The sequence below is a fragment of the Chryseobacterium sp. SG20098 genome (assembly GCF_031844745.1).
GTDB classification, from domain to species: Bacteria; Bacteroidota; Bacteroidia; order Flavobacteriales; family Weeksellaceae; genus Chryseobacterium; species Chryseobacterium cucumeris.
In genome coordinates this window covers 1,727,076-1,750,764 of the sequence record NZ_CP134622.1, presented here as the reverse complement: position 1 = coordinate 1,750,764, position 23,689 = coordinate 1,727,076, and the positions used below count along the sequence as shown (strand labels likewise).

18 protein-coding genes are annotated in these 23,689 nt (G+C 36.3%); 8 read left to right on the top strand and 10 right to left on the bottom strand.

Annotated features, from left to right (window positions below):
• Positions 1–180: 180 nt before the first annotated feature.
• Positions 181–795: a 4'-phosphopantetheinyl transferase superfamily protein gene (locus RHP76_RS07975; protein ID WP_311229917.1), complete on the top strand. Its 615-nt coding sequence runs from the start codon at positions 181–183 to the stop codon at positions 793–795.
• Here the strand turns inward: RHP76_RS07975 and RHP76_RS07970 are convergent.
• The gene (locus tag RHP76_RS07970; RefSeq protein WP_311229916.1) at positions 776–3,040 is read right to left on the bottom strand and encodes an FUSC family protein; all 2,265 of its coding nucleotides are present in this window, start codon (positions 3,038–3,040) and stop codon (positions 776–778) included. The genes RHP76_RS07975 and RHP76_RS07970 overlap by 20 nt on opposite strands.
• 230 nt (positions 3,041–3,270) lie before the next feature.
• Between RHP76_RS07970 and blaCHM the strand changes: the two genes are divergently transcribed.
• Positions 3,271–4,029: a CHM family subclass B1 metallo-beta-lactamase gene (blaCHM, locus tag RHP76_RS07965; RefSeq protein ID WP_311229915.1), complete on the top strand. Its 759-nt coding sequence runs from the start codon at positions 3,271–3,273 to the stop codon at positions 4,027–4,029.
• 244 nt (positions 4,030–4,273) lie between these two features.
• On the opposite strand, the gene porV is transcribed toward blaCHM, so the two are convergent.
• Complete coding sequence (gene porV / locus RHP76_RS07960; RefSeq protein WP_062674515.1) at positions 4,274–5,437, bottom strand: type IX secretion system outer membrane channel protein PorV; 1,164 nt, start codon at positions 5,435–5,437, stop codon at positions 4,274–4,276.
• A gap of 60 nt (positions 5,438–5,497) precedes the next feature.
• Entirely contained in the window at positions 5,498–9,400 is a 3,903-nt protein-coding gene (porU, locus tag RHP76_RS07955; RefSeq protein WP_311229914.1) for a type IX secretion system sortase PorU, read from the bottom strand.
• Positions 9,401–9,564: 164 nt separating this feature from the next.
• Between porU and gldJ the strand changes: the two genes are divergently transcribed.
• Both gldJ and murF read left to right on the top strand, forming a co-directional pair.
• Positions 9,565–11,166, top strand: coding sequence for a gliding motility lipoprotein GldJ (gene gldJ / locus RHP76_RS07950; RefSeq protein ID WP_062674519.1), 1,602 nt, complete (start codon positions 9,565–9,567; stop codon positions 11,164–11,166).
• A gap of 153 nt (positions 11,167–11,319) precedes the next feature.
• Complete coding sequence (gene murF, locus RHP76_RS07945; RefSeq protein WP_062674521.1) at positions 11,320–12,591, top strand: UDP-N-acetylmuramoyl-tripeptide--D-alanyl-D-alanine ligase; 1,272 nt, start codon at positions 11,320–11,322, stop codon at positions 12,589–12,591.
• A 156-nt stretch (positions 12,592–12,747) separates the two neighbouring features.
• Here the strand turns inward: murF and RHP76_RS07940 are convergent, their stop codons facing one another.
• The gene (locus tag RHP76_RS07940) at positions 12,748–13,359 is read right to left on the bottom strand and encodes an NUDIX hydrolase (protein WP_123279441.1); all 612 of its coding nucleotides are present in this window, start codon (positions 13,357–13,359) and stop codon (positions 12,748–12,750) included.
• A gap of 35 nt (positions 13,360–13,394) precedes the next feature.
• Here RHP76_RS07940 and RHP76_RS07935 point away from each other — a divergent pair, with 35 nt between their 5' ends.
• A complete protein-coding gene (locus RHP76_RS07935; RefSeq protein ID WP_034699917.1) occupies positions 13,395–13,784 on the top strand; it encodes a hypothetical protein in 390 nt (129 codons plus the stop codon).
• 321 nt (positions 13,785–14,105) lie between these two features.
• On the opposite strand, the gene RHP76_RS07930 is transcribed toward RHP76_RS07935, so the two are convergent.
• The 6 genes from RHP76_RS07930 to mdlD form a co-directional block, all read right to left on the bottom strand.
• Positions 14,106–14,759 (bottom strand): immunity protein Imm33 domain-containing protein, encoded by a 654-nt coding sequence (locus tag RHP76_RS07930; RefSeq protein ID WP_311229913.1) that lies wholly within the window; start codon positions 14,757–14,759, stop codon positions 14,106–14,108.
• 57 nt (positions 14,760–14,816) lie between these two features.
• Positions 14,817–15,050: an NTF2 fold immunity protein gene (locus tag RHP76_RS07925; RefSeq protein ID WP_311229912.1), complete on the bottom strand. Its 234-nt coding sequence runs from the start codon at positions 15,048–15,050 to the stop codon at positions 14,817–14,819.
• Between the two features lie 382 nt (positions 15,051–15,432).
• Positions 15,433–16,476 carry an anhydro-N-acetylmuramic acid kinase gene (locus RHP76_RS07920; protein ID WP_120231896.1) on the bottom strand — a complete coding sequence of 348 codons (1,044 nt, stop codon included), beginning with the start codon at positions 16,474–16,476 and terminating at the stop codon, positions 15,433–15,435.
• 12 nt (positions 16,477–16,488) lie between these two features.
• Complete coding sequence (gene lptC / locus RHP76_RS07915; protein ID WP_079242560.1) at positions 16,489–17,079, bottom strand: LPS export ABC transporter periplasmic protein LptC; 591 nt, start codon at positions 17,077–17,079, stop codon at positions 16,489–16,491.
• A gap of 1 nt (position 17,080) precedes the next feature.
• Positions 17,081–18,397: a BamG family beta-barrel-assembly machinery protein gene (locus RHP76_RS07910; RefSeq protein WP_120231895.1), complete on the bottom strand. Its 1,317-nt coding sequence runs from the start codon at positions 18,395–18,397 to the stop codon at positions 17,081–17,083.
• 197 nt (positions 18,398–18,594) lie between these two features.
• A complete protein-coding gene (gene mdlD, locus RHP76_RS07905; RefSeq protein ID WP_311229911.1) occupies positions 18,595–19,914 on the bottom strand; it encodes an NAD(P)-dependent benzaldehyde dehydrogenase MdlD in 1,320 nt (439 codons plus the stop codon).
• A 397-nt stretch (positions 19,915–20,311) separates the two neighbouring features.
• On the opposite strand from mdlD, the gene RHP76_RS07900 reads away from it, so the two are divergent.
• The 3 genes from RHP76_RS07900 to RHP76_RS07890 all read left to right on the top strand — a co-directional run bounded on the left by RHP76_RS07900 (position 20,312) and on the right by RHP76_RS07890 (position 23,684).
• On the top strand, positions 20,312–21,430 hold the full coding sequence (locus RHP76_RS07900; RefSeq protein WP_311229910.1) for a DNA polymerase III subunit: 1,119 nt from the start codon (positions 20,312–20,314) through the stop codon (positions 21,428–21,430).
• A gap of 315 nt (positions 21,431–21,745) precedes the next feature.
• Positions 21,746–22,384, top strand: coding sequence for a TetR/AcrR family transcriptional regulator (locus RHP76_RS07895; protein WP_311229909.1), 639 nt, complete (start codon positions 21,746–21,748; stop codon positions 22,382–22,384).
• On the top strand, positions 22,368–23,684 hold the full coding sequence (locus tag RHP76_RS07890; protein WP_120231891.1) for a TolC family protein: 1,317 nt from the start codon (positions 22,368–22,370) through the stop codon (positions 23,682–23,684). Before RHP76_RS07895 ends, RHP76_RS07890 begins: the two co-directional genes overlap by 17 nt.
• The last annotated feature ends 5 nt before the right edge of the window (positions 23,685–23,689 follow it).

The window sequence follows — 23,689 nt, the reverse complement described above, 5'->3', positions numbered from 1 at the left end:
TGGAAGCTGGAAGAATGATGCTGGAAGTTATAAAGATTAAGGAAACAAAGAGTTTGTTTTTTCCTCAACAGATTTTTCGGTCTGAAATTTTTTTTTACCACGAATGGTAGCATCCGGCATCCATCTTCCGTTCCTTTCAACTTCCGCATCTTTTCACTATTTTTGCCTAATAAAAAAAGAATGCCCCTCTACAGAGATTTTTCAGATGATAATGCCACAATTCTGGTTTGGAAGTACGATGAAAGTGAAGAACTTGATATCAACCAACTTCTGGAGCCTGAAAATGCTGAGAAGGTAAAAGATTATCATCCTAAAAAATTGCTGGAAGTCCTGATGGTTCGCAAGCTCCTGAAAGGATTAAAGCCTAATTCTAAAATTTTATATAAAGAAAGAGAACCTTTTCTTTCTCCCAATGATGCGGAAATTTCCATTACGCATTCTTTTCCCTTTGCAGCCATTGCTATTTCTAAAAATAAAATAGGAATTGACGTAGAGAAATTCAATCCTAAAATTTTAAGGGTAATTGATAAATTCACCTATGAAAATGAACGTGGATTTATTCCGGAAGACAAAGCGGATACTTTCTATACCATTATTTGGAGTGTGAAGGAAAGTATGTACAAAATCCATCATTCAAAATACTGGTCTTTAAAAAAGAATTATGAAGTAAAGCCTTTTGAGCTGAAGCATCTTCATAAAATAAGCTGCCGGGTATATGATGATGTGTTTTCAGATGAGTTCAAAGCTAGGGTAGAGTTTTTTGATGACTACTGCTTTACGATTGTGGAGGAGTAGGCTCAGTTTCATTTTTATATTTTTCGATCACTTTTCTCTGTTCCTTTGCGACATCATAGATCAGCTCCAGGATATCGTGGATATTTTTAAGCTCGGTTAAATGTGAAATTTTATCAGGATCTCTTCGGTCCACAATTTCATTTTCTTCAATCTCTGTTTTTCTTTTCAGGAGCATATCTTCAATGGAAGAATCTTCCGGCTCAAGGCGGCTTTCCATTTTCAACGTTTCGTTGATATCATTTCCGCTGAGAAGGGTAGAGGTCTGCTGCATTTCTGCCTCAATCTTTCTGCTCCAGCTTTCAGCATCTATTTCAGGATACTGCTCATTACTTTTGGAATATTGAGACAGAGAAGCGGTATAGGCCGTAATCAAATGTGATGTAGCTACAAACTGGTGTACAACTTCCAGCTTTTTCTGTTGATTTTTAGGATCGGAAATCATTCTCTGGAAATTATCAGAAAGATTGGCCAGTGAAATAATAGCATTTTTTCGCTTTACCTTATAATCTTCAAGATCAAACTTTCCCTCTAAGAATTTAGAAATCACACTCTGGAAATAAATAAGGTTGTCTGCGGCAGACTTTTTCATCAGATCCAGATTTTGGGTGTGTTCCCAAACAGGCAATACGATATAAGACACTGCAAAAGCAATGATTCCCGCAATAGCAGTATCCAGGATTCTGTCTTTAAAAATAATATTAACCTTCCCCGGATTTAAAAAATTAAAGCTGAGGAAAACATAAATCGTCATGAATAATACCGCCCAGAAATACCGTCCTTTCAAAAAGCTGAAACACATGATCATACTAATGAGCAGAATAGCAAATAAAACGCCGTTAATATGTACAAAATACAGAATGGCATAAGCAATACTTGCTCCGGCAATGGTTCCATAGAGACGGAGAAGGTTTCTCTGTTTAGTGATGGAATAAGCGGGTTTTAAGATCGCTGTAATGGTAATTAATATCCAATACGTGTGTCCCAGTCCCAGAAAATCGAACATAGAGAAAACGTATCCCAATAGCAGAGCTGTTGTAATTCTAATAGCATGGCGGAAATGGGAAGATGATAAGGAAATATTATTTCTTAGAACCTTGGCATTAAGTTTAGGTTCATTAGGCATGAATTTTTTAAGGTCTAGCCCTGTAGATAAACTTTTCGCCAGTTTGATATCCTGTGAAAATACTTTATAGATCTCATTAATTTCTTTCGTAATTTCATAGATACGCATCAGGATCTGGCGCAGGATCATGAAATTTTCCAGATTCTCCGGCGAAAGCTGCTTATTTCTGAGTTCGAAATAATTATAATTTAAGCTTTTTAATTCCTGTTCCAGGTTAAACATTGGCTTTGCTCTGGTACCACTTTGAAGAGCAATTCCGATATTGGTGATCTCCTCAGCCAGAAGATTAAGATAATCATGGATATTCACCAGTATCATACTTTCTTCAAAACTCTGTTGCAGTTTCTGATAGTCACTTTCAGAGGTCATCAGTTTTTCATGAAGGTCCATCGAGTTCAGGAACATCAGCATTAATAGACGGCTGGTGGTCGTAGATTCATTGACGATAGTTCTTGTTTTGAAAACGGTTTCTCTGGTATCTTCCTGAAGGTTTTTTATTTCAATCTGCTTGGCAATAACCTGAGTGGTCAGCTTATTAAAATCCGGATTTTTCTGATAATAATTGGCTTTGATCTTTAAAAACTCTGCCAGCTGAAGATAATTTTCGCCAATCATCTGGCTTGCCAGTTTATAAGGACGAATGGTAGTTACAATAAGGAATATCAACAGAAACCAGATACAGCCTGAAGCAAATATCAGCAGACTTTTAAAGATATTGCTTCCTGTAAGATGCCCGTCAATAAAGATGGCCAGTACTACCAAAGATAATGAGCCTACTGCAGCCAATCTCTGGCCATAAACGCCAATCAGGGAGAAAAACATCCCGAAAACAATGACCTCCAGAATGACCAGGACTTTTATATTCATCACAAGACTGGCAATAAGTGCTACAAAGACAAAACAGCAGATCGCAAAAGTAAGAGCATTTCTTCTTCGGATAAAAGGACCGGGCTGGTCGGTAAGAGCCACAAAGCTGGTTCCGAGAGGGAAAAGGAAGTATTCTTTCAAAATTCCGAAGTGGGCGAGGACTAAACATGGCAGAACAGTAGCTAATGTAATTCTGATCGCAGAATATACATACTGACTGGTTACAAATTTTTTTAGTTCCGCCGAATAGTTCATATTACAAAAATAGCTATTGAATTTAAGAAAATCGCCATAAATAAGAGACTTTTATTCACTTAAATATTATATTTTTTTTAATTAAGATGTAGTATTATTTAAAATAAATTGACAGATGAAACATATGGATGATTCGCCACTTACAATTCGTCATTTTTTAACACAACAGCTAACAAATCCTGTTCCACGAATTCCTATCTTAGCTTATCTCAAGCGTAAATTATCATTTTATGAATTTCATCAGTAAAAATATATTGGTCATTTTGTTTTCTTTGATCATGTTAAGCTGTAGTACACAGAGCAAAAACAGTTTTAAAGCAAAGAAAATATATGAATCAAAAACCCTGATCATTACTCAGATTTCAGAGAATTCTTTTATTCATACCTCCTTTAAACAGACCAATGATTTCGGGAATGTACCCTGTAATGGATTGATTGTAAAAGATTATCACGAAACCGTTGTTTTTGATACACCTACCAATGATAAAAGTTCAGAAGAGCTGATACAATGGATTAATGAAAATCTTGATTCGAAAATTAAGGCCATTGTTCCAACCCATTTTCATGATGATAGCTTGGGAGGATTAATGGCTTTCCATAAAAAGAATATTCCATCCTATTCCTATGTGAAAACAATTGAGCTGGCCAGAGAAAATAATTTTGTTATTCCTGAAAACAGTTTTAATGATTCTGTTATTTTAAAAGTCGGGAATAAAGATGTCATTGCAAAATTTTTTGGTGAAGGGCATACAAAAGATAATGCTGTGGGATATTTTCCAAACGAGAATATTTTATTTGGAGGCTGTTTATTAAAAGAGCTGGAGGCAGGTAAAGGATATTTGGGTGATGCCAATGTTTCTGCCTGGTCCAATACCGTTGAAAAAGTAAAAAAAGAATATCCGGATGTGAAAATTGTAGTTCCCGGCCATGGCGACTACGGTGATGGAAAACTTCTTGACTATACGATTACATTATTTAAAGGTCAATAGTGAATTTTTGCTTCGCAAAGTGAATGGTAAATGGTTTAGTGTGAAAAATAAATTGACAAGCGGAGCGGATTGACGATTGACTATTCACGAATCAATAGTGAATTTTTGCTTCGCAAAGTGAATGGTGAATGGTTGCAGCATATAAAAAATTGACAAGCGAAGCAGATTGACGATTGACAATTGACATAAAAAAAGCCTCCATACAAAAATGTATGAGGCTTTTTTTATAGAGCTGTTGCTTTTATTAACGATCGTTGTTGGATGTTTCTTCTCCGATGTTCCAGGTTAGACCGAAACGAAGCGTGTTATCCAAAGCACTGTTGATCTTAGACATATTGATCAGGTAAGAAAGATCAAGTCCGAAAGAACGGTATCTTAGCCCAACCCCTGCAGTTGCAAACTGTCTTGCTCCCTGCTCTTCACTTTCATGGAAGTAACCTCCTCTTACAGAAAATGCATTGTCATAAGAATATTCCAGAGCACCACTATACATGATACTGTTTTTATTTTTGAAAGATTTTCCGATACCAGCCATTGGTCCTACATTCGGGATCTGGTAGATAGGCTGTCTTGTATTCGGGTCTATTCCTGCATACTCAGATCCAGGAACTAATAGTTTTGAACCTTCCACAGAGATTCCAACTCTGTTCATATCATCCAGGTACATATCGTATCCAACCCCTAATCTTGCCATAGTAGGCAGATAAGATCTTGATTCTTCATTTCCTGTATAATCCAGTTTTGGACCTAAGTTCTGAATAGCTAAACCTGCATTGATTTTACCATCATATCCGCCAATACTGGAGAATCTTGGAGAGGTATAGTATCCTGAAACGTCTACTGCAAAACTGTTCGCAGCCTTAAGTGTTGTATCTGTGTTGAATCCTCCGGCTAAGTCTGAACGGATAAATCTACCGGTAACAGCTCCGGAGAATGAATCAGAAAGTTTCAAAGCGTAGGCAACGTCAATGGAGAATTCGTTTGGTTTTGATGTACCCATAGAAGCAATTTCTGTACCCACCAATTGAGTCAGGTCTACCTGTCCCATATTGAAATAATAGATACTCGCGGAGATTGTAGATCTTTCTTCCTGTCCTAAAAACTTATGGAACGAAGCATATAATAAGAATACATCATTGGTAAGTTTTCCCATGTAAGGCGTATAGTTAAGACCTACGGAAGAACTTGTCCTGCTGAAAGGGTATTTAGCCGCATTCCAGAATTGTGAAAATGCATCCGGAGAGGTTACCACCCCCTGATCTCCCATACCTCCCGATCTTGCATCAGGTGCAATTCTTAAGAAAGGAGCTCCGGTAAGAACTGGGTTTACTTTACCTAAATCTTGCGAATAGCCTAAAAAACCAGCACTCAAACCAAATCCTAATAGCAGTTTAGTAGTTAAATTCATATGTTGTCTTTTATATATTATCAGTTTTTTATTAATATTATTATCTATTGTTCTGTTTAATTATTTCAAAAGTACCATTTTTTCTACAGCTGTAGCACTTCCTTTGCATTTTTCTTGATTTTGACTTTTTGCAAATATCTTAAAAATATACGTACCTTTTGCTACTGTAGCTCCAAAATCATCTCTTCCGTCCCATTCTATGGCCTGGCGAGGGGTTCTAAAGCCCTGTAGGAACGGTTCTGCAACCACTGGCTGCGATAAAGTTCTTACCAATCTTCCGGTTATTGTATAAATTTGCACGTTCACATCCAGAATATCATCACAGTTGTGTTCAAACTGAATATACGTTTTATTGGTAAATGGATTTGGCCAGTTCAACGGACGGTTGATTGTCAGGTGTTGATCGGACTCATCTTTAACTTCAAAATTTAACGTAGCAGTTGTAGAATTATTGTTTATATCCCAAACTTTAAATGTTAATTGATGTTGTCCTATTGCCAGATTTCTGAAGGGGTAAGTTACATTTCCTTTCTGATATTCAGCAAGACTTGGGTTTAAGCATCCGTTTCCTTCTCCCGGAGCATAAAAATCATTTAAAACAACAGTATTGATAATCTGTCCGTCAAGATATACTGTTATATCATGTCCCACACCGGATCCTGTTGAGTTGATTCCTGTATCATCGGTAAGACAGGCAAGAAGCATTGGATTCTGATTGGTAATTCCACCATCTGCAAAGTTGGTGTTGTTCATATACAGTTTTACTTTTGGAGGTTGATTATCATTGATTCCATTAGGATTGATATCACCTACCTGTACAGCCTGGTTGTTGAAAACATCTGTTGCTTTGTTGTCAGCATAGGCTAGTATTCTTCCTTGTCCTACAGCATAGTTAATATCTTTAGGAACATAGAATTCGGCAGTGAATACTCCGTTTACCGCAGTTCCGGCAGATTTTACAATCGCACTTCCTTCTTCAGTATATTCTAAAACCGGAGTTAAAATTCCACTGTTATTGAGTGTTTTTTTGTTTAATCTTTTATCAAAAATATTGATGCTGACTTTTCCGTTGAAGGTATTGTTCAGTGTTCCGTTCGGATTATTAATGTGTCCTTTAATTTTCACAAAATCCAAACCTCTGATCAATCCTGGAACCGGAGTTTCAATATTATCAATAACCAAAAGTCTTTGAGGTCTGCTTAATTTCATGGCAGGATCACCCAGTAAGTTTACTTTTAAGTGGTTACTGTTTGGTCCTTTTTGTTTTTTTGCAATTAAGTGGGCATTCCCCAGCGTATTAAAGTCGTCATTGGTTAATTTAAAAATATTCTGAGTAAAGGTATTGGTAAAATCACGTCCATAATCTACCCCGATAGCACGGCTGGAAGTAATCATGGTAGAAACACCTCCCTGCTTCATCTTAATAAACTGTTCCCCTACAGAGTTGGTTGATGGTTCGTCCCATAATGTAAACTCACAGGTAATGGTAGATACAAACGGGAATCTGCTGTATACATTAGAGAAATTGTTGGCATTCTGAACTTCTGTGCTGGTAAGTACTCTTTCCTGTGCCCAACCATTGATACCTCCGTGTCCGAAATAAAACAGGTACAAACTGTTTCCTATAGCGTTGGAAATGGCCTGATTTACCTGCGGATATCTTCGCCCTCCGGATGTACTCTGAGCGGTAAAGGCATCCATGTATAATTTTTTAACATTATACTCTTTAAGTTCCTGCTGACCCGGTTGTTCAAATATGCCGGCAAGGGAGTTGTTCATGACATTGTGGAAAGGGCTTCCTCCTTCGTTATTATCATCCACTACAAAGTCAAGTCGCATACGCCAGTCTCCAAACGGGCTCGACTGTCCCTGAAGGGAATTATAGTAAGCCAGTGTTTTATTGATCATATCTCCGGCCTCACTGGCATTGGCTGCCGGAATTCTGCCAACCGGAAGATCCGGAAGGTTGTTTTCAATTAATAATGTATTCTGCGGCTTGGTCATTACGATATAATCATCCGTCACAAAAGAGGATACATAATCGGAAGACTGCTCACTCTGATAGCTGGCAACAACATTTGAATTATTTGGAACCCTGTTTTTATAATCGTAAGAAGCATCCCCAAGGATAAATACATATTGAAGTCTCCCCAGAGGAGTGTTGAGTTTGCTTACGAAATCTCTTATCGCGGTAAGGTCTTTACTTCCGCTGCCATATTCCTCGTAGATTTTATTGATGTCAACAATTTCTACTTTATAGTTATTCTTGGTTTGATGGTAGCTGGCAATTCTCTGTGCCTGGCCCATCATTTCGGGTACGGTAAGCATAAGATAATCCACATTTTGTATTGCGGAAAGATTCTGATTGGAAATTCTTCCTACAAACTGTGGAGTGTAAGCAGCATCCGCACGGAAAGCTACAAATTCATTATTGAAATTCTGATCAGCAGCAGTGTAGGCAAAGTTGAAAGAACCGCCTCCTGCTTTATTCACTCTTCTGTTAGCGTTGGTAATATCCGTTACATCCCATACCTGTTCTACATTAGCTGCATTCGTGATGCTGAAACCGTAGTCTGTATTGCTTCCACTTACAATTGAATAATCCCTGAAGTTCATTTGTGAACCATTGAATGCAAGGTTTTCCTTATACTGAACCTCTACATAATCAAAATAGAAAGTTCCATTCGGATTCTTGGAGATATCAGGATTATAAACCAGTGTAAACTGATTTCCGGTAAGATTGGTTAATGTTCCAGTATAAGTTACCGGATAGAAAGTATACTGATACGAAGAGGTGTCTGTAGGAATTACCTGCAGCGGGTGCGGATTTAAATTATTGATTTTAAAATCTATCGTATTCTGCTGGGAATTGTACGCTACCACCTGGGTTCTGTATCGTATTACATCATTCGCCTGTATGGGGGAATTGGTAGTAAATGTTACAGTTTTTTCATTGGTGAAAGGAGTATCTTCTACCCATGTTCTTCCTACTTTTAACAGGTTTTTCTGATCCTTGTTGATCACCTGGTAACTGTCATACCTTGTAATCAGCTGGGCTGGAAGGTTTCCGTCTACAGTCGCAACCCTTTTTCCCGCACCTTTATCAAAGTTGATATAATAATAGGAGAAATCCTCATAGATGTTTTTGACATTATTACTTCTTTCACTGAATCGGGTATCGTGTCTTTTAAAACCATTTCCATTGCCCGTGTCATAGAGGTTATACCCATCAGGTCCCTGCGCATAGAAAAGCGCATAGTCATTATCATTCCATACTCCATCATCTTCACCTACTACCTGAATGGAATTTTCCTGTAAAGCTCCGTATCTTGGATCCTGATTGTATTCGGGAAGCATGATTCCCCCGTTTCCATAAATTCTGAAATTTTTAGGATTTACAGAACTCGGATTGATTCCGTTGTCTTTTAGAAACTGGGAAGTGATTTTGAATATTCCGGACTTGTCTACTTTTATCTTGTAAAAATTTCCACTTGATAAAGGATTACCGGTGGTTCCTATTTTATTAACAGTTCCTGTCGTATTGATAAAAGAAGAAGCTTCTGAAACATTAAATGAAGATAATCTCTGAACGCGTCCTTTTACATTTTTAAATAAAGCAATACTAATGCTGGCATAGCTTTCACCCTCTAAAGTATAATAGGAAACATCTGCTACATCATAATCCGGAAGTCTGCCTTTATCCAGTTCAAACAATTCTTGGTTAGAAACGTTTTCCCAAACAAGGTCTGAGATTTTTAATTGCTTTTCTCCAATTTTTTGCTTGCTTACGATAAAAACATTATTTTGGCTGTAAGAAAAACCTTCATTTTTAAAATTGGGAAGATTTAATTTTGTGTCACCAAAATCCTGAATTTTAGAACCATTCCATTCAATGGTGTTTCTTTGAGCGTAAAGTGTTGATGCAAAAGCGATTAAAGATAAAATCGTAATTTTTCGTTTCATGTTTACTATTGAAATTGCTAAATTACAAAATAAATGAAAATTTTAGAATTAAATTGTGATACAATAAAATTAATTTGTTAACGTTTTTCAAAAAAATCAAATGTTTACTTGATTTATTGAATAATTTATTTTTTCTTTGTACTTTGAAAATATTTATATCGACTATGAAAAAACTAAAGTTGTTTTCATTAATAGCATTAAGTTCTACACTTGCATTAACCAGCTGTGGCGGATCAGGAACCAGCAAAGGTGGCGGTACCAAAAAATTTGTCAGCAAAACAGGTTGGAAACCAAACGAAAAACAGGGTTGGTTTTTTGCAGGAAAGCAACAGAAGCAGAAGGGTTGGCCTGGGATGGTATATGTAGAAGGTGGAACTTTTACAATGGGATTAGTGAAAGATGATGTTATGCACGATTGGAATAACACACCTCGCAGAATGCAGGTAAGTTCATTCTTTATCGGTGAAACTGAAATTACTAACTACGAATACCGCGAATACCTTACATGGTTGAAGTATGTATTCCCACCAAGTGACCCGAGTTTTAAGGAGATCTATAACGGTGCTTTACCGGATACCTTATTATGGGACAACAAATTAGCAAGAAACGATTATAACGAAACGTATTTACGTTCTCCGGAATTTGATTACTATCCGGTAGTAGGAGTTTCCTGGACTCAGGCAAACAGATACTGTGAATGGCTGTCAGACAGAGCGAACGAAAAAGCTTTAATGCAGGCTGGTATTATTGCTAAAGATTTGTATATCAACGAATCCAATAACCAGGGAGGTACTGCTTTCAACATGGATAAATTCAAAGCGAATGATCCTGAAATGCAAGGATACATCAATGAGAAAAGAATGCAGCAAAAAACTGGTATGAAAACAACCAACCAGAGATTGCTGGCTGCTAACAGAGCTCCAAATTCTGCAATGGTACAGAAGTTCAGACTTCCTACTGAAGTAGAATGGGAATATGCTGCTCTTGGTATGGCTAAAAACAGAGAATATAACCAATATCTTGGTAAAAAACCTGAAATCGAAAGATTAAGAGGTACTAAAGGAAGAAATAGAGGAATGTTCCTTGAAAACTTCAAAATGGGTAAAGGGGACTATTCTGGTATCGCTGGATGGAAGAATGACGGATCTGCTCAGACTTCTGACGTAAGACAATATCCATCTAACGATTTAGGAATCTATGGAATGTACGGAAACGTTTCTGAATGGACGGCTGATGTTTACAGACCTATTATCGATGAAGATTACAACGATTTCAACTACTATAGAGGAAATATGCCTCAGGCGATTGTAAGAAACGGTGACGGTACTTACAAAATGATCGACGAAGGTACTATCAAATACGATACTTTAGCTGACGGAAGATTAGTTTACAGAGGGCTTCCCGGACAATTTGAAAGACAAACTATCGCTGACTACAGAAACTACAGAGATGGTGACAGACAGTCTTCTTTAGAATATTACAGAGCTTCTGATTCTGCTGCAGGATTCGATATGTACAATGCTCCTAAGAAAAGCTTTGTGGTAGATGCAACGGGTAGAGTGAAGTTACAGAAAGATACTAAAGAAAGAACTTCCGGAATTTCTAACGAGGTCAGAGTGGTAAAAGGTGGTTCTTGGCAGGATACAGCTTACTGGCTGGATCCGGGACAAAGAAGATATAAAAATCAAAACAGAGCTTATGGTTGGGTAGGATTCCGTGTTGCACAGGATGCTAAAGCCAGCGATAAGAGTAGAACTAGAAGATAATATTTATCAAAAAATACTTATAAAAAACCTTCCGAACTCTCGGAAGGTTTTTTTATTTTTGAACCATGAAACCGCTTGGGCTGAAAAGCCTGAAATATTCGTGTAGATTTGGCGGTTGCATGTCACTTCTTAAAAAAATATATATATTTCCACATGAATATAGAACAGTTTTATCCTTTATTTCTGCAGGCGGCAAAAGTAACCATTGACAGCAGAAAAATAGCAGAGAATGATATTTTCTTTGCCTTTTCCGGTGAGAATTTCAATGCAGCTACGCTGGCGGAAAAAGCCATTGATGACGGAGCTTTGGCAGTGATTGTTGAACTTCCGGAATTTGAAAACAGAGATAAAAATATTTTCTATGTTCCATCTACTCTTGAGTTTTTACAACAGCTGGCAATCTATCATAGAAGTAAGCTTGCTATTCCTTTTATAGGACTTACGGGAAGTAATGGAAAGACCACTACCAAAGAGTTGATTCACGCTGTTCTATCTGAAAAATTTAATGTTCAGTATACTGCTGGAAATCTGAATAACCATATCGGAGTTCCCCTGACTATCCTTTCCATTAAACCGGAGCATGAAATGGCCGTAATTGAAATGGGGGCCAATCATCAGAAAGAAATTGAATTTCTGTGTACTATTTCACAACCTGATTTCGGATATATTACCAATTTTGGAAAAGCTCATCTGGAAGGATTCGGAGGCTTTGAGGGAGTGATCAAAGGAAAGTCTGAGCTCTATGATTATCTTAAAAACAATAACAGAACTATTGTCGTTAATGAAAACGATCCTATTCAGGTAGAGAAAACTGAAAACTATTCTCCTAAAATTACTTTTGGAGCAGAAACCTCTAATTATCATTTTGAATCTTTTTCAGAAGAGCATTTTGTAGGATTGATCTATCAGGGAGTAAAAGCGGTTTCAAAACTGACAGGAGAGTACAATTTTACCAATCTTTGTGCTGCTGCCAGTTTAGGACTTCACTTTGGAATCAGCTTTGAAAAAATAAAACATGCGTTGGAACTCTACACTCCAACGAATATGAGATCTCAGGTGGTGAAAAAAGAGGGGAGGACTTTGGTTCTGGATACGTATAATGCCAATCCAAGTTCTATGACCGCTTCTCTGAATAATTTTATCAGTTTTGAAGGCAGTAAAACCATTATTATCGGTGATATGCTGGAATTGGGTGATGAAAGTGAGAAAGAGCATCAGAACATCTTAAAATTAGCTCAGGACCTTCATTTCAATGAGATTATTACTGTTGGAAAACATTTTAAAGCTGTGAATGCTTCAGGCCTTGCTTTTGAAAATACAGCGGAATTAACAGACTATTTAAAACAGAATATAATTCAGTCGGAAAACATATTGTTGAAAGGATCCCGAGGAATTGCGCTGGAGAAAGTGATCGACTTTATTTAAAGTAAGGAAGCTGGGCGCTGGTGGAGGAGAGCTCATGAAGGAAATTGAAGACCGTTCTCTTATTTCTTCAGCTTTATAAAATTTCATTGATCAATAACACTTAAAGAAGTAATTGGCCGGATAGTAACTTCCGGCTTCATTCTTCGCTTCCGGCTTTTAAGATTTCTTCAAATTCCAGAATTCTTTTACGATCAGTTTGATATTTTTAAAAGTACTTGGGAACACTTCATTTTCAATTTCTGAGGTCGTTTTCCATGCAACTTCGGTGATACCTTCTTCTATTTGCGGTTTGGAAGTATCTTCGCCGTCAAAGTTCATTTCAAACCAATGCGTACATTTTAAGATTTTCTCCCCATTTCTTTCTACATAGATATGGTAAGTAGTATTGATGAATTGTACAAGTTCAACATCACTCAAACCTGTTTCTTCTTCTATTTCCCTTACTGCAGACTCTTCTCTGGATTCTCCTTTTTCCATCTTACCCTTAGGAAGGTCCCATTTGCCGAGTCTTTTGATGAAAAGAATTTTACCTTCAGGATTATTAACAAGACCTCCTGCAGCTTCTATAATTCTGAAAAGCTTCTGAAACTCCTGCCAGATTTCTTCCAAATTCTCTCCATACACATTCAGTTCCTGTACAGAAGTATTCTCCAGAAGATCCAAAGCGATTTCTAAAGTGGTATAATTTTCATACCCAAGCTTTTTTTCAAGTTCTTCAGGATGCTTAGATAGTAATAATTTTTTTTCGTTGACAAAAACTTTATACATTTGTAATAGTTAAGAATTTAATACAAAAATAAAAAATGAATTTAGAAGGACGAAAGATTATTGTCAATAAATCATCTAAAGAACTTACCGAGTTGTTGAAATCACCTGAAAATTATAAAGATTTTATGCCGGACGGTCTTCAGAAATTTGAAACAAGAGATAATGGATTTAAATTTGGATTACAGGGAATGCCTGAAATCGCTTTAAAAATAGATGAAGTGGATGATCAGAAAGCTGTTTTAAGATCTGCAAGTTCAAGTCTGGACTTCTCATTAACAGCTACATTGAACCCGATCAGTGAAAACCAGACTGAAGTTCAGATGTTATTTGAAGGGAAATTCAATCCATTCATCAAAATGATGGTAGAAAAGCCTCTACAGAACTTTATCAATACGCTTACGGATAAAATCGAAGCTTATAAATAATAAAAACCTTCATTTCTGAAGGTTTTTTTATTTTACAGGAAAGTTGGCGAAAATAAAACAGGTAACCAATAAATACCTGTTTTTTAAATTATTAACCTATCTCTGTCAATAATAACGGCTTCGACAGGCTCAGCCAGACAACGCTTAAAATTTACGGATGGTTTGCGACCTGTCACCCTGAGCCTGTCGAAGGGTTCCCAATAACAAACCTTTGTTAATCATCAATCTCCAGTATTAATTAAAAGGATAATTCAATTATTATAATTTCTTTGTCAATGTCCTTTAATAATGGAAAATAACCTTTTGAAACATGCTTGAGCATTACTCTTCCTCATCTCTACATATTTCAACATTTCCGTTTTTCATAATAAATCTGTATCCGAAAGGTATTGCCAGATATTGTAAAATATCAGGTCGGGCAAAAGCAACATGATAAAAGTGAACCATCTTCAATGATTTAATATCATCATTATAGTCGTCTGTAATAAGATACCAGCCACTTTCGTCCTGAGACGAATCATATCTGATTCCTTCAATATCTTTTCCTTCATAAACACCACCTGATATAACCACTGACTGATTGAAGTTTGGAAATAGAGGAATAAGATCATATTGTAAACACATTTCACTTTGCTGTCTAACAACTGAAATTGCCGTGTCACAACCTTTATTAAAACCGCTACCATCAGCGTTTGCTTCATATAGATCATAGCAGTTATCTTCATCCAGCCTGAATTGTAAAAGCCATGAATAATAGCCAATATTTTGACTGTCCATAATCACAGGACTAGTATCTACACAGTAGTTAATAAGATATTTGAGTACTTCTAAGTAATCTTCAGTTTTTTGATTGTCTGTCTGTAACTTCAATTCTTTCCCGATAATCAAATAAAGCCCTTCAGTACATAAATTCTTATCATCTGACCTTATTGTGATATTCCTAAAGTGATAAAGAATACTGCTTTTATTCTCCATGCGTATATTTAACCACTTTTTTTGATTTTATATTTACTTCGGCATAGGCAACTCCACCTATTCCCGGTGGTGATGGAAGATTTCCCTGTACAATCCAAATGCTGTCATTTTCTTTTCTGCAACAAATGGTTTTTGTTTATTTATTGCTGATTTACCATAAACTTGCTCCCATTTCCTTTCAGCTATGGAAATGGCAATTTCTTTATCTGTTAGAGCCTTTTCTCCTTTATATGTATTACTCTTTTTACAACTTGTTACTGAAATTAATGCTATAAGAATACAATATTTCATTGAATAATTTATTTAACAAAAGATAGGAAAAAACCACTGTAGTTGAACAATGGTTTATGTAATAAGTTCTTTTGACAAATTAAGTATAGCCCAAGGGATACCAAATACCTCTAAAATTGGGAGACAGAATATTTTGATAATATAAGCTTGTCAAATCCCTTGCTACCGCACAAATCCTTTCGTGTAATTTAGTTTAAAACTATAGATCAAAACATCAGATTGAATTCCTAAAAACTTTTGTTTTTAATGATCTTATATTTTTAAAAGAAGCTCTTTATTATTCTGAATTCATCAAATAATAAATACTGAATTAGCAGGATAAGTTCCACACAAAGGGATTCGTGCGGGAGCGAGGATCGGTAACATACAAGTATGAAAATGTCTAAGCAATAACTCCCGAACAATGATCCGCTGTACTTCCAGTCGCAGAAGACAACACATTGATCTCGTTATTCATTTTTAAAACACCCATAAAGGCAAAAATCAGGGCTTCTTTATAATTGATGATCTCTTTTTCAGGGATGATGACTTCGGCTTTTGTTTTCGCTCTTATTTTTTCAATTAAAAACGTGTTGTAGGCGCCTCCTCCGGTGATAAGAATATCTTTTATACTATATTGATTGATGACATTGGTAATCTGCTGGGCAGCATGTTCCGTAAAAGTAGCCAGTGCATCCAGTGTTTCAATATTTTCAAGAAGTGGAAATATATGTTGATGGCACCATTCTATTCCCAAAGATTTTGGATGTGAAGTTTGATAGAAGTCCAGGGCGTTAAGTTGATTCAGTAGGGTTTCATCTATTTTTCCCTTTGCTGCCAATGCTCCGTTTTCATCAAAATTTTTATGCAGCTGCTGGGCCAGATGGTTCAAAACAATATTTACCGGGGCGATATCAAAGGCAATTCTTTTTCCTTCCGAACGTAAAGAAATATTGGAGAATCCGCCCAGGTTCAGGCAAGCACTGTATGCAGAGAAAAGCAATTCATCACCTATAGGAACCAAAGGTGCTCCATTTCCTTTCATAAGCACGTCCTGACTTCTGAAATCATAGATAACAGGAAGTCCGGTTTCCAGTTTTATAGCTCTGCCGTCGCCGATTTGTAATGTGAATTTTTTTTGAGGCTGATGAAAAACAGTATGGCCATGAGAGGCAATCAGGTCAATATTTTCAAGCTGATGTTGATGAATAAACTTTTTAACCTGTTGTCCAAGATAAAAACCATAGTCTGAATGCAGTTCCAATAAATCTTCAGAAGAAAGATGAATAGAGTTTCTAAGTTGAGTTTCCCAATCCTCAGAATAGGAGAGTGTCTCAGCTTTAAGGATTTGAAAGGTCCATGTGTCCTGCTTTTCAAATTCAGCGAGACAGATATCCAAACCATCCAGGCTTGTCCCGGACATCAACCCAATAGCCAGCGCTTTCATTATTTTTTGGATTTATTTTTTATTTTCAGAAATTCTTTTGGAACTGAAATCTCCGGAGTTGTTATAGAATGTGTATTCGGAAAAGTCATCCTTGGCGGTCATTCCGTTGGCACCTACCAGTGTAGAACCGTCTTCCATGGTAACATAAACCGTATCTTTGGTATAGATTCTGTTTTTTTTCTGGTCCCAATAAATACTCTGCATGGCAAATCTCTGTCCTTCATTGGTTTTTATCCTTACATCACCTTTAGCTTCATAGAATTTTTTGTATTCAAAAATACGGGCATATTTAGCGGTAATTCTTCCTGGAACTTTAGGTTTCTTTTTATCAAAAAACTCAATGTCAATTCCTTTTCTGGCTACTACATATGGACTGTCAATCAGTTCGTATTTTTCAATGATGGGTGCTTTGGCTTTTAACGTAATAAAGCCGGAATCACGCTGTATAATATTGGCGTTGTTGATGATCTGTGAAGGAAAGTTTTTGCTTTGACTGCCGTTTCTTTTGGTAAGATCTTCCTCACAGGATGTCAATATAAAAAATATAGCACAACTAAAAAGGCATGCTATATTTTTATATGATATTTTTTTTGAAAAGTTCATTTTAGTTATAAAGAGTCTTTCTGAACCACTTATCAGCAAAATTAAAGCCGATTCTCAGGTTGATGAAATTCTGGTTGATCAGGTTGTTCTTAAGAGTTCCTCTCTTACCAACTTCTAATCCGATTTCAAGACCACTCATTCTGGTGATACTACTGTTTTTGAATGGTAACATTACTCCGGCAGAAATACCGAATTTGTTAATACTGTTCCCTTCCAGATTCAGATTTCCTCTTTCATAAAATGCTCCATATCTGTAGATCACTCTTGAGAAGTAGCTTCTGAAGTTGTTATAGTTGGGAAGGTACCATCCCCCTGCAGAAATTCTGTACGTATCCTGGAAACTGAAATCTTTACCAAAGTAAGAAATATCTTCTCCTTTTTTATAATCTACCTGTCCTGATACAAACCAATGGTTCTCACTTCCGTATCCAACCCCTAAGGATGCCTGTAATGGAAGAAGATTTTTGGACTTCATTTCTTTTTGTTCGATGATTGTTTCTGATCCGCTAACTTTAGTCGTTTCCTGAGCATCAGAATATCTGTACGTACTATTGGTGTATTGAGTAGTCATATTACTTGTATTACCAAAAGTAGCGGTAGCTCCTACCGTGAACTTTTTATCAGTACGTGTATTTAAAGTCTGGTAACTTGTTCCCAGTGTAAAATTAAAGTTTCTGATTCTGTTTTTAGTCTCATATCCATTAACGTATTCACCTGCATACGTACCAAGGTTGCTGTTGTAAGCTCGGAATTCATTTAGGTCATTAAGATCTCCAAAATAAAGGTTTGCTTTTGCTCCTACTGATAATTCCTGATTGATTTTATAAGAAACTGCAAGCTGTGCTGTGTTCAAAGTTCCACTTCCTTTGAAATTATTTCTGTAAAGAGGAGTTGTGTTATCACTGGCAAGCTGTTCTGTTACGATGTCGTAGCTTTTAGAACTGTAAGGCTGATAAGAGATCCCCATTTTCACTTTTGAAGATAATGGAAATGCAATCGAAATATTGGAAAGATACGTAGAATGCTTTGTAGATTTCATATCGTTATAGTTCGATTTGAAATAATTGTTTTCGTTGGTAGCTTCCAGTCTGATACTCGTAAGTTCAAAATTGGCGTTGTTTGCCGGGTTGGCAAAATTGAAACTACTGGTAAAATCACTAATAAAAGCAGTAGATATACCTCCCATAGAAGTAGTTTCGATCGTATTATCATATTTCACATCTCCAATTCCATAAGTTGCATAAGGAGAGTTGCTTAGACTCTGCGCATTCAGAAAATATCCAACTGATATGAATGATACTACAAAGATTTTTTTCATTCTTTATTTTTAAAACAATGCGCAAATATCTTAAATATTAATGAATTGTAAAAATTATATGTGGTTAAAGTTTGTTAAGGGCTTGTCTTTAAAAGAAAAATGCAATTTTTCCGCCATAAAAATATCAATTCTGTTTTGCAAAAAAAGACTGTTCTATGATGAACAGTCCCGGTTTATATGAATAAGCATTTATACTATTATTTTACCTGGAGAACAGAACGGCTGTGGCTGAAACATTCAAAACTGAATTTTCCGTGATATTTTCCCATTCCCGAAGTTCCTACACCTCCAAAAGGTAAGTAATGTGACCCAACATGGATAATAGCGCTGTTAATCTCAGCATCCCCACTTGTGGTGTGGTGTAAAACATAATTGGCAAATTCCTGATCCTCTGTGAAAACATATAATGCCAATGGTTTAGGGCGGCTATTGATTTCCTCCAACGCTTCCTCAATATCATTATAGGTCATCATAGGAAGAATAGGGCCGAAAATCTCTTGCTGCATCACCTGATCATCCCAGTTCACATTATCCATTAAAGTGGCTTCAAAGTGACGGGTCTCAAGATCATAATGTCCTCCATAAATTACTTTTTCCGGCGCTGCTTCAAGGTAATCTGCAAGATGTTTAATTTGGTTCTGGCTTACAATCTTCCCGATTTTTCCCAAAGAATTCCCTTCATAAGCAGCATTTAAATGAGCTTTAAATTTTTCAATAAATGCATCTTTTACAGATTTATGGATATAAATATAGTCAGGAGCCACACAGGTTTGTCCGCAATTAATCCATTTTCCGTAAGATATTCTGGCTACAGCTTTATCAAGATCAGCATCTTTGTGAACGATGGTAGGAGATTTTCCTCCAAGTTCCAAGGTAACCGGAATTAATTGTTCTGCAGCGGCTTTCATCACAATTTTCCCGACATTCGGGCTTCCTGTAAAGAAAATATAATCAAAAGGTAAGCTGAGTAAAAGAGTATTTTCCTCAATAGCTCCCTGAATAACGGCTACATAAGATTCATCAAAAGATGCTTTCACAATATCTTCAAGCACCTGCGCGACATGTGGTGTATTTTCGGATGGTTTTATGATTGCTGTATTTCCGGAGATCAAAGCTCCGATAAGCGGACTGAACGTCAATTGAACTGGATAGTTGAAAGGTCCGATAATATAGGTAACCCCATAAGGCTGATAGGTTATTATGCTCTCAACTTCAGCGCCTGAAGGATGTGGTTTTGAGGGGACGGAAGTAGGTTTTGCCCATTCATCAATATTTTCAAGCAAATAATCAAGTTCGCTGATCACTATTTGAATCTCCACATATTCCGCTTCTTTTCTGCTTTTTCCCAAATCTGTATTCAAAGCCTCACAAAGTGCATCGGTATGCTGAAGAAAAACATCCCGGAATTTTTTTAGTTGTGCTTTTCTGAATTCAATATTTTTTGTCTGATTGGTTTTGAAAAAGGCTTTCTGCTGTTGAAATATGCCTTTGATTTTTTGTTCCAGGTTAGTATCCATTGGTTTACAATTTTAATATTTGAAATTGGTGTGAAATTGTAATAAATTTACGAATAATTTCACTGAACAAATGTATTGCTTAAAATTAAATTGCGTAAAATTTAATTTTATATTTTATTCTAATCCTGTTATTGATATTACCTATAATGTATTTCTTTATAAACTTTTATTTTGAGTTATTGAGATTGTATGAAGATATTAAGATAAGCTTCGCTTAAGTTTAAAATCAGAATAATTCATCTTAATAATTCTTTATTTCTTCAATTCTTCTTAATGGTTTGACTGCATCCTTCATTTTTATAGATTTAAAGAAACTCAAAATGTAGGATCTGCATTTTTATCCATTTTAAGCTGACTTAATTTTATGAAATGAAATAAGATTTTTTATCTTTGAAACATGAATTGGGAGAACATCGCCGGACAGACGAATCTGAAAAAACTTCTTAGAGAAAGCATTGCTGAAAACAGAGTGAGCCATGCCCAACTTTTTGTAGGAAAAGAGGGATACGGAACACTGCCTATGGTACTGGCCTATGCAAGGGAAATTTTCAGTCAGGAAAACGAACATGCTGCTGCGAAGGTTGAGCATCTCAATCATCTGGATCTGCATTTCAGCTTTCCGGTTTTTACAGACAATAAAAACTCATTAAGCAAGAATAAATTTGATGAATTCAGAGAAATGATCCTGGCTTCACCCTATGCAAGTTATGATGACTGGACCGCTTTTTTAGAATCAGAAAATAAACAGTTATTTATTTCTGCGGATGAAGTGGATGACCAGAATCAGAAGTTCTCTTTAAAAAGTTATGAAGGAGGAACCAAAATTCTTATTGTGTGGAGAGCAGATAAAATGAATGTCGCCGCTTCTAATAAGTTTTTGAAATTTTTGGAAGAACCACCAGCAAAAACGGTTATTCTTCTTACAGCTGAAAGTACAAACGATATTCTTCCAACTATTCTTTCCAGAACACAGATTGTAGAAATTCCGAGAATTAATGATGAAGACATAGAAAGTCATCTTAAAAAGAATTTCTCTGTTTCAGAAGAAAAAGTGAGAGAGATTGTTCATGAAGCTCAGGGAGATCTCAATGAGGCTATAAAATTGTTGAATTCCGGAGATAAAAGCAACGAGTTTGAAAAGCTTTTTGTACAATGGGTGAGAGATGCATTTATGGTAAAGAAGAAACCGGAATATCTCAGAAGCATTATTGTCTGGGCAAGAGAAATTGCAGGATGGAACAGGGAAAAACAGAAAAATTTTCTTAATTACTGTTCTGAGATTTTCAGACTGGCATTGCTTCAGAACTATCAATCTGAAAATCTGGTCTACAAAAAGATCAATGCGAACGGTTTCAATTGGGCCGGCTTTTCAAAATTTATCAGTGGGGCTAATATTGAGAGTATTTTGGAGGAAATTAGTACAGCCGATCTTCACCTTACCAGAAACGGAAACCCCAAAATTGTCTGGACCGATCTGGGAATTAAACTATCAAGATATATTCATAAAAGTACATAAATAAAAACTCTGGTTAACGCCGGAGTTTTTATTTTATTCTGGAGATTATCATTTTAGCTTTACTTTCCTGCCTTTTTTATGTATACTTTAATTGAATATAGGCTGGAAATAATTAAAATTATCATTGAAATATTTCCCATATATGAATTAAAAATGAGCTCTCTTTTTATTGTTTTCCATTAAAAACTGCCTCTGTTGCGTATTCAGCATATATTATAGAAAACGTCTTTTCTTTGCAATAAATTAAATCTATATTAAAAAGTCAATCAATCGTTTGATTTGTGTTAAAACTTGTGTACATTTGCGCCCTGAAAAATGAACACTAACATGATTTCAAAAGAAGAAAATATATTATTCGCAGCTGAGAAGCTCTTTGCAGAAAAGGGATTCGAAGGAACTTCCACCAGAGAAATTGCAAAGGATGCGAATGTTAATATTTCTATGATCTCGTATTATTTTGGCTCTAAAGAAAAACTTTATGAGAAATTAGTAGAATACAGAATGAATGAAGGTCAGTTTTTTTCTAAAGATCTTTTGGGAAGAACAGACATCAACGAATGGCAGAAGATTGAAAGAGTAATCGATCAGTTTTCTCACAAGATCCGGACTCAAAAGTGCTTCTACAGGATTATGCAGAGAGAGCAGCTGCATACTAAAAATCCTCAGATTGTAGAATTTTTGAAGCAAACCAAAATGGGATTCCTTTCCATGTATTCACAAATATTGGAAAGAGGTCTTAAAAATGGAATTTTCACCAAAAATCCACCTATTTATCTCCTGCATTCTACCGTAAGCGGAACTTTGTTTTATGCATTTAATGCGAAAGAAATGTATAAAGAGTTCCTGAATGAAACAGAAGATGAAGAAGCTTTTGACGAAAGATACTACACAGAACTTAATAAACATATTAAATATTTACTAAAAGACCTTTTAGGTTATGAAGAGAATAAATAACTCAGTGATTGCATTATCACTATTCGTAGGAATAGCAAATGCGAATGCTCAGGAGAAAAGAACACTTACTCTTGACGAGGCCGTGCAACTGGGAATCCAGAACAGCAAGAATCTCAAGATCGATGCAGCCAAGATCGAAGAGGCTACAGCTGATCTTTTGGAGGCTAAAAACAGACAGCTACCGGAATTAAAAGTGTCAGGTAGCTATATGTACCTTCCGATAAAACCCAATGTTGATATCAAACTTCCTGGTGTTGCAGGCGGAGCTGGCGGGCCTGAAATACATCAGGTAGTTTACGGTTCTGCTAACCTTAGCGTTCCTATTTACAGCGGCGGAAGAATCAAATATGGGATTCAGTCCGCTAAATATCTTGTAGAGGCGTCTAAACTAAGCACTGAGAATGATAAAATTGCCATTGCTTACAACGTTGCCCAGGCTTATAACAATTTGTTTAAAGCTAACCAGTCTATCAAAGTTTTTGAAGAAAATCTTGCCGCTTCTCAAAAAAGAGATGAAACCTTCCTTAAAATGGAAAATAATGGTTTGATCGCAAGAAATGATAGATTAAAGGCGAACCTTCAGACTTCAAATATTGAACTTCAACTATTGGAAGCTAAGAATAACTATAATATTGCCAACATCAATATGGATCTTTTATTGGGGCTTCCTGAAACTACAGAACTTACAGTAGATGAAAATTATATTGAAGAAGGATCAGACGTAAAACCTGTTGATTATTATGTTACCGAAGCCAGAGAAAACCGTAAGGATTTACAGGCTCTGGCACAGCAGAGAAAAGCAGCGGAATTAGGTTCGAAAGCAGCAAAAGCAGAAAATCTTCCTTCCATCGCATTTACAGGAGGTTATGTAGCAGCAGATATCCCTAAGTTTCTTACCGTATACAATGCCATCAATGTAGGAATCGGTGTTTCTTATAACCTGTCCAATCTTTGGAAAGAAAATTCTTCATTGAGACAATCGCAGGCGAGAGAAAAGCAGCTTGCCGCTACTGATGAATTACTGAATGATAACATTAAGCTTGATGTCAACAGAGAATATCAGAACACAGACTATTCGAAAAAGAGAATTGCTGTTTTTGAAAAATCGGCGGAACAGGCTAATGAAAATTACAGAATTACCAAAAATAAATACGACAACGGGTTGGCAACCATGACTGAATTGCTGGATGCAGACGCAGCTCAGATTGCCGCCAATGTTGGCGTGATCAATGCCAAGGCAGATGCTGCACTTGCATACAGAAAACTATTACAGACAACAGGAACTTTAACAATTAAATAATCAGA

Coding starts and splice junctions, on each gene's coding strand:
- RHP76_RS07975 (WP_311229917.1), top strand. CDS start 181: ATGCCCCTCTACAGAGATTTTTCAGATGATAATGCCACAATTCTGGTT.
- RHP76_RS07970 (WP_311229916.1), bottom strand. CDS start 3,040: ATGAACTATTCGGCGGAACTAAAAAAATTTGTAACCAGTCAGTATGTA.
- blaCHM (WP_311229915.1), top strand. CDS start 3,271: ATGAATTTCATCAGTAAAAATATATTGGTCATTTTGTTTTCTTTGATC.
- porV (WP_062674515.1), bottom strand. CDS start 5,437: ATGAATTTAACTACTAAACTGCTATTAGGATTTGGTTTGAGTGCTGGT.
- porU (WP_311229914.1), bottom strand. CDS start 9,400: ATGAAACGAAAAATTACGATTTTATCTTTAATCGCTTTTGCATCAACA.
- gldJ (WP_062674519.1), top strand. CDS start 9,565: ATGAAAAAACTAAAGTTGTTTTCATTAATAGCATTAAGTTCTACACTT.
- murF (WP_062674521.1), top strand. CDS start 11,320: ATGAATATAGAACAGTTTTATCCTTTATTTCTGCAGGCGGCAAAAGTA.
- RHP76_RS07940 (WP_123279441.1), bottom strand. CDS start 13,359: ATGTATAAAGTTTTTGTCAACGAAAAAAAATTATTACTATCTAAGCAT.
- RHP76_RS07935 (WP_034699917.1), top strand. CDS start 13,395: ATGAATTTAGAAGGACGAAAGATTATTGTCAATAAATCATCTAAAGAA.
- RHP76_RS07930 (WP_311229913.1), bottom strand. CDS start 14,759: ATGGAGAATAAAAGCAGTATTCTTTATCACTTTAGGAATATCACAATA.
- RHP76_RS07925 (WP_311229912.1), bottom strand. CDS start 15,050: ATGAAATATTGTATTCTTATAGCATTAATTTCAGTAACAAGTTGTAAA.
- RHP76_RS07920 (WP_120231896.1), bottom strand. CDS start 16,476: ATGAAAGCGCTGGCTATTGGGTTGATGTCCGGGACAAGCCTGGATGGT.
- lptC (WP_079242560.1), bottom strand. CDS start 17,079: ATGAACTTTTCAAAAAAAATATCATATAAAAATATAGCATGCCTTTTT.
- RHP76_RS07910 (WP_120231895.1), bottom strand. CDS start 18,397: ATGAAAAAAATCTTTGTAGTATCATTCATATCAGTTGGATATTTTCTG.
- mdlD (WP_311229911.1), bottom strand. CDS start 19,914: ATGGATACTAACCTGGAACAAAAAATCAAAGGCATATTTCAACAGCAG.
- RHP76_RS07900 (WP_311229910.1), top strand. CDS start 20,312: ATGAATTGGGAGAACATCGCCGGACAGACGAATCTGAAAAAACTTCTT.
- RHP76_RS07895 (WP_311229909.1), top strand. CDS start 21,746: ATGAACACTAACATGATTTCAAAAGAAGAAAATATATTATTCGCAGCT.
- RHP76_RS07890 (WP_120231891.1), top strand. CDS start 22,368: ATGAAGAGAATAAATAACTCAGTGATTGCATTATCACTATTCGTAGGA.